General features: G+C 54.0%; 13 protein-coding genes. 8 read left to right on the top strand and 5 right to left on the bottom strand.

The window, feature by feature from the left end:
* Positions 1-133 precede the first annotated feature (133 nt).
* The gene (gene gmhB / locus ACQ3G7_RS10240; protein ID WP_430889722.1) at positions 134-700 is read right to left on the bottom strand and encodes a D-glycero-beta-D-manno-heptose 1,7-bisphosphate 7-phosphatase; all 567 of its coding nucleotides are present in this window, start codon (positions 698-700) and stop codon (positions 134-136) included.
* A gap of 188 nt (positions 701-888) precedes the next feature.
* Here gmhB and metN point away from each other — a divergent pair, with 188 nt between their 5' ends.
* The 6 genes from metN (at position 889) to proS (ending at position 6,471) form a co-directional block, all read left to right on the top strand.
* Entirely contained in the window at positions 889-1,920 is a 1,032-nt protein-coding gene (gene metN / locus ACQ3G7_RS10235; protein WP_430889721.1) for a methionine ABC transporter ATP-binding protein MetN, read from the top strand.
* Positions 1,913-2,566, top strand: a complete 654-nt coding sequence (locus ACQ3G7_RS10230; RefSeq protein ID WP_430889720.1) for a methionine ABC transporter permease MetI — start codon at positions 1,913-1,915, stop codon at positions 2,564-2,566. The genes metN and ACQ3G7_RS10230 overlap by 8 nt, the downstream gene beginning before the upstream one ends.
* 42 nt (positions 2,567-2,608) lie before the next feature.
* On the top strand, positions 2,609-3,424 hold the full coding sequence (metQ, locus tag ACQ3G7_RS10225; protein ID WP_263097982.1) for a methionine ABC transporter substrate-binding lipoprotein MetQ: 816 nt from the start codon (positions 2,609-2,611) through the stop codon (positions 3,422-3,424).
* Positions 3,425-3,532: 108 nt separating this feature from the next.
* On the top strand, positions 3,533-3,937 hold the full coding sequence (gene rcsF / locus ACQ3G7_RS10220; RefSeq protein WP_430889719.1) for an envelope stress sensor lipoprotein RcsF: 405 nt from the start codon (positions 3,533-3,535) through the stop codon (positions 3,935-3,937).
* Positions 3,934-4,641, top strand: a complete 708-nt coding sequence (gene tsaA / locus ACQ3G7_RS10215) for a tRNA (N6-threonylcarbamoyladenosine(37)-N6)-methyltransferase TrmO (protein ID WP_430889718.1) — start codon at positions 3,934-3,936, stop codon at positions 4,639-4,641. The genes rcsF and tsaA overlap by 4 nt, the downstream gene beginning before the upstream one ends.
* 111 nt (positions 4,642-4,752) lie before the next feature.
* Positions 4,753-6,471: a proline--tRNA ligase gene (gene proS / locus ACQ3G7_RS10210; protein WP_088237419.1), complete on the top strand. Its 1,719-nt coding sequence runs from the start codon at positions 4,753-4,755 to the stop codon at positions 6,469-6,471.
* Positions 6,472-6,530: 59 nt separating this feature from the next.
* Here proS and nlpE read toward each other — a convergent pair whose 3' ends face one another.
* Genes nlpE through ACQ3G7_RS10195 form a run of 3 tightly spaced genes read right to left on the bottom strand, consistent with a single transcriptional unit; the run spans position 6,531 to position 8,229 of the window.
* Positions 6,531-7,226, bottom strand: a complete 696-nt coding sequence (gene nlpE / locus ACQ3G7_RS10205; protein ID WP_430889717.1) for an envelope stress response activation lipoprotein NlpE — start codon at positions 7,224-7,226, stop codon at positions 6,531-6,533.
* Positions 7,227-7,261: 35 nt separating this feature from the next.
* Positions 7,262-7,684, bottom strand: a complete 423-nt coding sequence (gene arfB, locus ACQ3G7_RS10200) for an alternative ribosome rescue aminoacyl-tRNA hydrolase ArfB (RefSeq protein ID WP_263097985.1) — start codon at positions 7,682-7,684, stop codon at positions 7,262-7,264.
* A complete protein-coding gene (locus ACQ3G7_RS10195; RefSeq protein ID WP_263097986.1) occupies positions 7,684-8,229 on the bottom strand; it encodes a YaeQ family protein in 546 nt (181 codons plus the stop codon). Before ACQ3G7_RS10195 ends, arfB begins: the two co-directional genes overlap by 1 nt.
* A 195-nt stretch (positions 8,230-8,424) precedes the next feature.
* Here ACQ3G7_RS10195 and ACQ3G7_RS10190 point away from each other — a divergent pair, with 195 nt between their 5' ends.
* Together ACQ3G7_RS10190 and rof are read left to right on the top strand one after the other, a co-directional pair.
* Positions 8,425-8,625, top strand: a complete 201-nt coding sequence (locus ACQ3G7_RS10190) for a YaeP family protein (RefSeq protein WP_007373244.1) — start codon at positions 8,425-8,427, stop codon at positions 8,623-8,625.
* Positions 8,612-8,872 carry a Rho-binding antiterminator gene (gene rof, locus ACQ3G7_RS10185; protein ID WP_061497537.1) on the top strand — a complete coding sequence of 87 codons (261 nt, stop codon included), beginning with the start codon at positions 8,612-8,614 and terminating at the stop codon, positions 8,870-8,872. The genes ACQ3G7_RS10190 and rof overlap by 14 nt, the downstream gene beginning before the upstream one ends.
* Before the next feature lie 28 nt (positions 8,873-8,900).
* Here the strand turns inward: rof and tilS are convergent, their stop codons facing one another.
* Complete coding sequence (gene tilS / locus ACQ3G7_RS10180) at positions 8,901-10,199, bottom strand: tRNA lysidine(34) synthetase TilS (protein ID WP_430889716.1); 1,299 nt, start codon at positions 10,197-10,199, stop codon at positions 8,901-8,903.
* Positions 10,200-10,255: the final 56 nt, after the last annotated feature.

Below are 10,255 nucleotides of genomic sequence, written 5' to 3'. Positions count from 1 at the left end.
TCGACTCACCGTCGCTGCGAGCTGTTGTTCGCTTAGCGCCGTGTCGATGGAGGCGCATTATAGGGAGCCAGAAAGGAATGACAAGCGGAAAAATGCATTTTTATTTCAACCGCTCATCTTTTCATCATAACGACTACTTTTGATGCTTTTTAATGGTTGCGGGCAGCTCCGCCAGGCTATTAATCACCCAATCCGCACTGTTTTCCGCTTCCGGCGTCACAGGCTTGCCGGTCCGCACCAGAACTTTCGTCCCGACCTGAGCCACAGTCGCCGCCTGCATATCTTCAATTTTGTCACCCACCATATAAGACGCGGCCATATCAATGTGCAGGAAATCGCGCGCCGAGATAAACATCCCCGGATGCGGCTTACGGCAATCACACACCTGACGGAACTCTTCTACACTACCCTGAGGATGATGCGGACAATAATAGATACCATCCAAATCAACGCCCCGGTCGGCCAACGACCAGTCCATCCATTCGGTCAGTGTTTCGAATTGTGCTTCGGTGAATTTACCGCGCGCAATGCCAGACTGGTTCGTCACCAACACCAGGGCAAAGCCCATTTCTTTTAATTCGCGCATGGCATCAATGACACCATCAATAAATTCAAAGTTATCGATCTCATGGACATAGCCGTGATCGACATTAATCGTGCCGTCACGATCGAGAAAAATAGCGGGTACTGACTTTGCCACGGGTTTACTCCTGAAAAAGGCCTATGCGCCTAGTATCTCATGTTTCGCTACGCAGGAAAGTGCTCATCGCGCAGAGCGACATTGATTTAGACGTCTGGATGCCTTACCATCCGCTGTGTTTACGGGCATCCCCCGTAACCGGCAGAAGAAAATGCCACGGCTCACTCCTATACGATAAAAATAATCTGATGATTAAACTTTCGAATATCACCAAAGTGTTCCAGCAGGGGAACCGCACAATTCAGGCGCTGAAAGACGTCAGCCTGCATGTTCCTGCTGGTCAAATTTATGGCGTTATTGGCGCGTCAGGCGCCGGTAAAAGTACGCTGATCCGCTGCGTCAATCTGCTTGAGCGCCCAACGCAGGGCAACGTGCTGGTTGACGGTCAGGAACTGACGCAACTTTCCGAAGCGGAATTAACCAAAGCCCGTCGCCAGATTGGCATGATCTTCCAGCACTTTAACCTGCTCGCCTCCCGCACCGTGTTCGGCAATGTGGCCTTACCGCTGGAGCTGGATAATACCCCGCGTGAAGAGATCAATCGCCGGGTGAAAGAGCTGCTTGAGCTGGTTGGTTTAGGTGATAAGCATGATAGCTATCCGGCAAACCTGTCCGGTGGGCAAAAACAACGCGTCGCCATCGCACGTGCGCTGGCCAGCAACCCTAAGGTTCTGCTGTGCGACGAAGCCACCAGCGCGCTGGATCCGGCAACCACCCGCTCTATTCTTGAGTTACTGAAAGACATTAACCGCCGTCTGGGTCTGACTATCCTGCTTATCACGCATGAAATGGACGTGGTGAAACGCATCTGTGACTGCGTCGCGGTGATCAGCAATGGCGAGTTGATTGAGCAAGATACGGTAAGCGAAGTGTTTTCCCATCCGAAAACACCGCTGGCGCAACAGTTTATTCAGTCCACATTGCATCTGGATATCCCGGAAGATTACCTGCAGCGCTTACAGGCCGAACCGCATAAAGATAGCGTGCCAATGCTGCGTATGGAGTTTACCGGTCAATCGGTGGATGCGCCGCTGCTGTCGGAAACTGCGCGCCGCTTCAATGTGAACAACAATATCATCAGCGCGCAGATGGATTACGCAGGCGGCGTGAAGTTCGGCATTATGCTGACAGAGATGCACGGCGCTCAACAAGATACGCAAGCAGCCATCGCCTGGTTGCAGGAACACCATGTAAAAGTAGAGGTACTCGGTTATGTCTGAGGCAATGATGTGGCTCTTTGCCCGCAGCATCTGGGAAACGTTGTTTATGACCTTTGCTTCAGGCTTTTTGGGGTTTGTCGTCGGTCTGCCGTTTGGTGTGCTGCTGTACATCACCCGTCCGGGTCAGATTATGCAAAACCCGGGGCTCTATCGGGTGATTTCAGCGCTGGTTAACGTGTTTCGCTCCATTCCGTTTATCATTTTACTGGTATGGATGATCCCCTTTACCCGCATTATTGTCGGCACCTCTATTGGTTTGTATGCGGTCATTGTTCCGCTAACAGTAGGCGCCGCGCCGTTTATTGCCCGTATGGTGGAAAACACCCTGCTTGAGCTGCCGGCAGGTTTAATTGAGGCTTCCCGTGCGATGGGCGCTACGCCTATGCAGATTATTCGTAAGGTACTGCTGCCTGAAGCGCTGCCAGGCCTGATCAACGCCGCGACCATTACGCTTATCACGCTGGTAGGTTACTCCGCAATGGGCGGTGCCGTGGGCGCAGGCGGCCTGGGTCAATTGGGTATCCAATATGGCTATGTGACCTACAATCCATTAGTGATGAATACCGTACTGATATTGCTCGTGGTTTTGGTTTACCTCATTCAGTTCGCTGGCGATCGCATCGTCCGGGCTGTAACGCACAAATAACGTTACACACAACATAACGACTCTGACAGTAAGGAAAATAACATGGCTTTTAAATTCAAGACCTTTGCGGCAGTCGGCGCACTGCTTGGATCTCTGGCGCTGGTCGGCTGCGGCCAGGATGAAAAGGATCCGAATCACATCAAAGTCGGTGTGATTGTGGGCGCTGAGCAGCAGGTTGCAGAAGTGGCGCAGAAAGTTGCCAAAGAGAAATACGGTCTCGATGTTGAACTGGTGACCTTTAATGACTACGTTCTGCCGAACGAAGCGCTCAGCAAAGGTGACATTGATGCCAACGCATTCCAGCACAAACCGTACCTGGATCAGCAGATCAAAGATCGCGGTTTCAAACTGGTTCCGGTCGGCAACACCTTCGTTTACCCGATTGCAGGCTACTCAAAAAAAATCAAAGCGCTGTCTGAACTGCAGGACGGTTCTCAGGTAGCAGTGCCGAACGATCCGACTAACCTGGGCCGTTCTCTGCTGCTGCTGCAGAAACAGGGTCTGCTCAAACTGAAAGACGGTATTGGTCTGCTGCCAACCGTGCTGGACATCACCGAAAACCCGAAAAACCTGAAGATTGTTGAACTGGAAGCACCACAGCTGCCACGTTCACTGGATGATGCGCAAATCGCACTGGCAGTGATTAACACCACCTACGCCAGCCAGATCGGCCTGACCCCGGCCAAAGACGGCATCTTTGTTGAAGACAAAGACTCCCCGTACGTGAACCTGATCGTCGCTCGCGAAGATAACAAAGACGCAGAAAACGTGAAGAAATTCGTCCAGGCATACCAGTCTGACGAAGTTAACGAAGCGGCAAACAAAGTCTTCAACGGCGGCGCAGTGAAAGGCTGGTAATCTCCTCAGTCTGTAATATCATTCAAGGCGGGCGAAAGCCCGTCTTGTCATTTGTGCACGCGCCTGATTCAATAAGCCGCGTTTAGAACATTTCATTGAGGATATATTATGCGTGCTTTACCGATCTGTTTATTAGCACTCATGCTAAGCGGCTGTTCCTTGCTAAGCAGATCTCCCGCCGAACCTGTAAAAAGCACCGCAGCCGCACCGAAAGCCGAGCCGGAAAAACCGAAAGTCGTACGTCCCGCGCCAGTACGGATTATCACCAACGCAGAAGAGTTAGTCGGTAAGCCGTTCCGCGATCTGGGTGAAGTCTCCGGTGACTCCTGCCAGGCAAGCAACCAGGACTCTCCGCCGAACATCCCGACTGCGCGCAAACGCATGCAAATCAATGCGTCAAAGATGAAAGCCAACGCCGTTCTGTTGCATAGCTGTGAAGTTACCAGCGGCACGCCGGGTTGCTACCGTCAGGCCATTTGCGTTGGTTCCGCCCTCAACATCTCGGCGAAATGAGCACCTTTGCTTTCGAACAGATAGGCGTTATTCGTTCGCCGTACAAAGAGAAGTTTGCCGTGCCACGCCAGCCAGGTCTGGTGAAACATGGCGGCGGCGAACTTCACTTACTTCCTCCCTATAATCAGGCCGAAGCCGTACGCGGCCTGGAAGCATTCAGCCATCTGTGGGTCCTTTTCGTTTTCCATCAAACGATGGAAGGCGGCTGGCGCCCGACCGTGCGTCCTCCGCGCCTCGGCGGCAATGCCCGGATGGGCGTGTTTGCCACCCGATCCACGTTCCGCCCTAACCCGATTGGCATGTCACTGGTTGAACTCAACGGTATTCGTTGCCAGAAAGATCAGGTTATCTTGCAACTGGGCAGTCTGGATCTGGTCGATGGCACGCCGGTCGTGGATATCAAACCGTACCTGCCTTTTGCCGAAGCGCTGCCCGATGCGCAAGCCAGCTACGCGCAACAGGCTCCCACCGCAGACATTCCGGTCTTTTTTACGCCGGAAATCGAGTTGCAACTGGCTGCGCTGGCAACGCGTTACCCGCAGTTAAAAGCCTTTCTGGTTGACGTTCTGGCGCAGGATCCGCGACCGGCCTACCGTAAAGATGAAGAACAGGGAAAAACCTATGCCGTCTGGCTGCTGGATTTTAACGTGCGCTGGCGCGTGACCGATGCGGGATTCGAAGTGTTTGCGCTCGAAGCACGCTAATTTTATTCCCCTCTCTTTTGGCATCTCTGCCAGGCTGATAAACTAAACCACTTTTTTTGTGTCAGGCCCGCCCCGGGCCTGCTCCAATTGTCCAAATGGAACCGTAACAACATGCGTACTAGCCAATATCTGCTCTCCACCCTGAAGGAGACGCCTGCCGACGCCGAAGTCATCAGCCACCAGCTGATGCTGCGCGCCGGGATGATCCGCAAACTGGCCTCCGGGTTGTATACCTGGCTGCCGACCGGTGTGCGTGTTCTGAAAAAAGTCGAAAACATCGTGCGTGAAGAGATGAATAACGCCGGTGCGATTGAGGTGTCGATGCCAGTCGTGCAGCCAGCGGATCTGTGGCAGGAAAGCGGTCGCTGGGAGCAATATGGCCCGGAATTGCTGCGTTTTGTCGATCGCGGCGAACGTCCGTTTGTACTCGGCCCGACCCACGAAGAAGTGATCACAGACCTGATCCGCAATGAGCTGAACTCTTACAAACAGCTCCCGCTGAACTTCTTCCAGATCCAGACCAAGTTCCGTGACGAAGTGCGCCCGCGCTTTGGCGTGATGCGCTCCCGCGAATTCCTGATGAAAGATGCTTACTCTTTCCATACTTCTCAGGAATCCCTGCAGGAAACGTACGATGCCATGTACGCCGCTTACAGCAAAATCTTCAGCCGTATGGACCTGGATTTCCGCGCAGTACAAGCGGACACCGGTTCAATTGGTGGTAGTGCATCGCACGAATTCCAGGTGCTGGCGCAGAGTGGTGAAGACGATGTGATCTTCTCTGACTCGTCTGATTTTGCCGCTAACATTGAGTTTGCCGAAGCGCTGGCACCGAAAGAGCCGCGTGCTGCCGCGACGCAGGAAATGACGCTGGTTGATACGCCGAATGCAAAAACCATCGCCGAGTTGGTTGAACAGTTCAATCTGCCGATTGAGAAAACCGTTAAAACGCTGCTGGTGAAGGCCACAGAAGAGAGCGGTTCTGCGCTGGTTGCGCTGTTGGTACGCGGCGATCACGAACTGAACGAAGTCAAAGCCGAGAAGTTACCGCAGGTTGCTGCGCCGTTGACCTTCGCTACCGAAGCGGAAATCCGCGCGGTTGTGAATGCAGGCCCGGGCTCCCTCGGCCCGGTCAATATGCCGATTCCGGTGATCATTGACCGTACCGTTGCGGCGATGAGCGATTTCTCCGCTGGCGCGAATATCGACGGTAAACACTACTTCGGCATTAACTGGGATCGCGATGTGGCCACCCCGGTTGTTGCGGATATCCGCAATGTGGTTGCCGGCGATCCAAGCCCGGATGGCAAAGGGACGCTGCTGATCAAACGCGGTATCGAAGTCGGCCATATCTTCCAACTGGGCACCAAATACTCCCAGGCGCTGAACGCTGCAGTGCAAGGTGAAGATGGTCGTAACCAGATCCTGACCATGGGTTGCTATGGTATCGGTGTTACCCGCGTGGTTGCCGCCGCGATTGAGCAGAACCATGACGAGCGCGGCATTGTCTGGCCGGATGCGATTGCACCGTTCCAGGTCGCTATTCTGCCGATGAATATGCACAAATCCTACCGTGTGCAGGAACTGGCGGAAAAACTGTACGCAGAGCTGCGCGCGCAGGGTATTGAAGTGCTGATGGATGACCGTAAAGAGCGTCCGGGCGTTATGTTTGCCGATATGGAACTGATTGGTATTCCGCACACCATCGTGATTGGCGACCGCAACCTCGACAACGACGATATTGAATACAAATATCGTCGCAACGGCGAGAAGCAACTGATCAAAACCGGTGATATCCTGGATTACCTGGTTAACGCCATCAAAGGCTAAGCGCCACACAAACAAAAGCCCCGTACGGGGCTTTTGTTTGCGGCTAACACAACGCCGGATTAGTCGTCACAGTTCTTTTTGGCGTCAAACTTGCCCTTGTTGTTCGTCACCAGCATCTTCTGCGGTGCGCCGGTATCCGGATTCGGCTCCACGGCAAAATGCCCGTCAACCACCAGCAAAATAGGTTTGGTCTCTGTGCCGCGCGCCGCCGCATAGTCGCGTTCAAGCTGCGCATTGCTGGCAACCGCGACTTTCATGCCCGTGGCGCAGTCGGTAAAGACGGCGGCATCGGCCATGTACATATACATACCACGCATCGCCATTGGCGTGGCAGGCAGTGCGGCTTTCACCGGTTGGAGTGTGTAGTTAAGCTCTGAGGTTATAGGGTTGCCTTCCCTGTCCAGCATCTCCAGCGCTTCGCCTTTAGCACGGAAATAGATTTTCTCACCGTGCGTATCGGTCAGGATAAGCTTATCCGCCGTGCGCGCCCACTTGCCGTACGAACCAAAAACGGATGGCGCTTTTCCGCCCTGATAGCGCTGGTTCATTACCCAGCTACCGTCTTTGGCCAGAAACAGGGAGGTTTCAATCCCTTCGCAATCCGCGCAGGGCAACACGCCGCGCCAGCTCTGCTGCATCGGTTTCAGTTCTTCAACCTGCGTGGGCTGCACCATTTCAACATCGCCGCGGTTATTGCATCCGATGAGGGCGAAAAGCAATCCACCCACCACCGCCGACAAAATCGCCTTATTCACTCGTTATTCCTTATGAATCGTTCTGTTGAAGTCCGTCAGCCATCATGACGACGAACCTTTCCACGTAGCGCTTTCACAGAAGACTTTTGCGCTTTCGTCGTTAGCCGACGCTCTTTCGAGGCGCGCGTCGGGCGCGTTGCCCGGCGGCTCTTCTGCACCACCGTCAATTCTTTTATCAACGCCACCAGGCGGGCGATCGCCGCTTCGCGATTCATCTCCTGGCTGCGGTACTCCTGCGCTTTTATCACTATCCAGCCTTCGCTGCTAATCAGATGGTGCGAAGCGTCAAGTAAACGTGCTTTGTAATACTCTGGCAGGCTGGACGCCCGAATGTCAAAACGCAGGTGAATGGCCGTTGAACTCTTATTCACATGCTGGCCACCCGCCCCCTGCGAGCGAACTGCGGTGATCTCCAGTTCGTCGTCGGCAATGGCAACTGCGCGGGAAATTTCAATCATTACGGCTGTTGCCAGGATTCAAGGTGGATCTCAAGATTCTGACTGTCGTCCGAAAGCCAGATCGCGCCATCCTGCAATGTTGCCTGTAAATTCATGGTGCGATCGTCGGCAAAGCCACTCAGCCCGGCCAGTTGCGCATCATCCAGATACCAGATGCTCAGATTGCTGAACGCCGCGCAGCGCGTCTGATTTTGCTGCCACCAAATTTGCGCCGCGCGTGAATTATAGGTAAATAACGCCACCTCTTTTGCCTGGGTACAGGCTTTCTTCAGCCGCTTTTCGTCCGGCAGCCCCAACTCGATCCACAGATCAATGCCCAGATAATCATTGCGCAACCAGGCTTCCGGCTCATCGTCTGCGCTTAACCCGCGAGTAAATTGCAGACGTTCATCGGCATATTTTATCCAGGCCAGCAGGCGCAGCATCATGCGCTCTTGTGTCTCGGAAGGATGGCGTGCCAGCGTCAATGAGGCATCTAAAAACTGATTACGATCGAGATCGGCAACGTTGACCATTGCTTTATAAATTGTCGCTTTTAGCGCCATAACACCACTCCTTCATAAAATGGCCGCTATTGTAACGAATCCCGGCATAAAGCGCTGTTATCTCTTACGCGTGCAGGTATTCATCACTCTGATAATGATTAACAAGCTGTGGTATAGTCACCTTGCTAAACAGAGTGTATGTTCGTAGGCTTAGTGTTATCTCACAGTAAAGTCAGGTTGCTGACAGGAGGTGATGTGAACAATTATTGTGAGTTAGTGCGTAAACGCTATGCAGAAATTGCCAGCGGAGATCTCGGGTATATCCCGGACGCGCTGGGGTGCGTATTGAAAGTGTTAAATGAAATGGCGTCGGATGACACCCTTTCAGAGTCGGTCAGGGAAAAGGCGGCGTACGCTGCCGCGAACTTACTGGTGAGCGATTATGTCAATGAATGATGCCTATCAACCCATCAACTGTGATGACTATGACAACCTTGAGCTCGCCTGCCAGCATCATCTTTTACTGGCGCTGGAACTGAAAGACGGCGAGAAACTCAGTGCCAAAGCCAACGATTTAGTCTCACGTAAAAATGTGGAGTATCTGGTGGTCGACGTGGCGGGCACCGCGCGTGAACTGCGTCTCGACAAAATTGCCAGCTTCAGCCATCCCGAAATCGGCACCGTTGTGGTGAGCGAGTCCTGATTGTTTTGCGGGCAGCGCATGTTGCCCGTTATTCTTGCTTCCACACCAGTCGCACGCCGTTCTGACCCGCTTCTTTAGTGCCCTCTTGTGTCACAAACACCCCGGCCGCCGCTATTAATGTTTCGCCATAGAACAGCAGTGGCGTGGTATCGCGACGCCAGGGGGCAACGCCAAGCTCCTGCCAAATCTTCTTCAGTTTGCGCCCACCGTTACGCCCGACAATATGCAGTAACCCCGGAGCCTGGAAACGTACCGACACCGCTTCATGCGCCTGCGGTGCGCGTAATTCACCACCAGCCAGCAATGACAGCATCCCCAGTTCCGCCGGTAAGATCAGCGGTTCAGAAACATATGCCCACGCAAGCTGCGTCCCCCGCTGGCTCATACGCCGTTTGTTCCACCATAATCTGCCCTGATAACGGCGAACGTCATATTCTCCCAGCCGCAGCACAGGCTCGGCATCATCGCGAGCCAGCGCCACTTCCTGCCATAAACGGTTAAGCATCGCCCGTGAGGGCATCGCAGCCCCCTGCTGTGCCAACCAGCGACGCAGCAACGCATTGCGCCGTACCTCACTGATATCGAGCAGTGAGGCAATATTCAGTGCGCCATCGGCAGTGGTCGCCGCCGCCAGTTCACTGGCCAGCAGTTCGTCCAGCAGTTGCTCCTGTTCTCCGCACAGCGCAGCGCTACGCGCCGTGGCCGATGCGAAATGTGGCCAACGAGCGGTCAGTAAGGGCAGGATCTGTAAGCGTAAAAAATTGCGATCGAAGCTGGCATCGGCATTACTTTCATCTTCGATCCAGCATAAATCATGCGTCAGCGCCCACTGATGCAGCGCATGTCGCGTGTGATGAAGGAGCGGGCGAATAAGCTGTGTTCCGGCAAACGGCAGACTTTCCGGCATCGCGGCAAGCCCGGCGGGCCCACTACCGCGTTTTAGCGCCAGTAAAAATGTTTCACACTGATCATCTAAATGCTGGGCAGTTAGCAGGACTTCTCCGGCCTGCAACGTCTGGCTAAATGCCTGATAACGCGCATTACGCGCCTGCGCCTCAATACCTTCGCCATTATCCACCAGCGTCACGCGCACGACCGTTAACGGGATCTGCCAGCGTGCGCACACCTGCTCACAGTGCTGCGCCCAGTTGTCGGCATAGGGACTCAAACCGTGATGCACATGGACAGCGCGCAGGCAGATATCCGGCTGTTGCTCACGCAAGCACCACAGCGTGTGCAGCAATACGGTCGAATCCAGCCCACCGCTAAACGCCACCAGAAACTGGCGCGATGTGGTTGGCAGCGAATCGAAAAGGGGTGTGGTCATTGCAGTTATCAAAACGGAAACATTGCCCGGCACGTTACCGGGCAATGCCTTGTGTG

This window comes from Kosakonia sp. N21, from assembly GCF_050587465.1.
Taxonomy (GTDB): domain Bacteria; phylum Pseudomonadota; class Gammaproteobacteria; order Enterobacterales; family Enterobacteriaceae.
The sequence above is the reverse complement of the archived record's forward strand: the minus strand, read 5'-3'. Positions and strand labels throughout refer to the sequence as shown.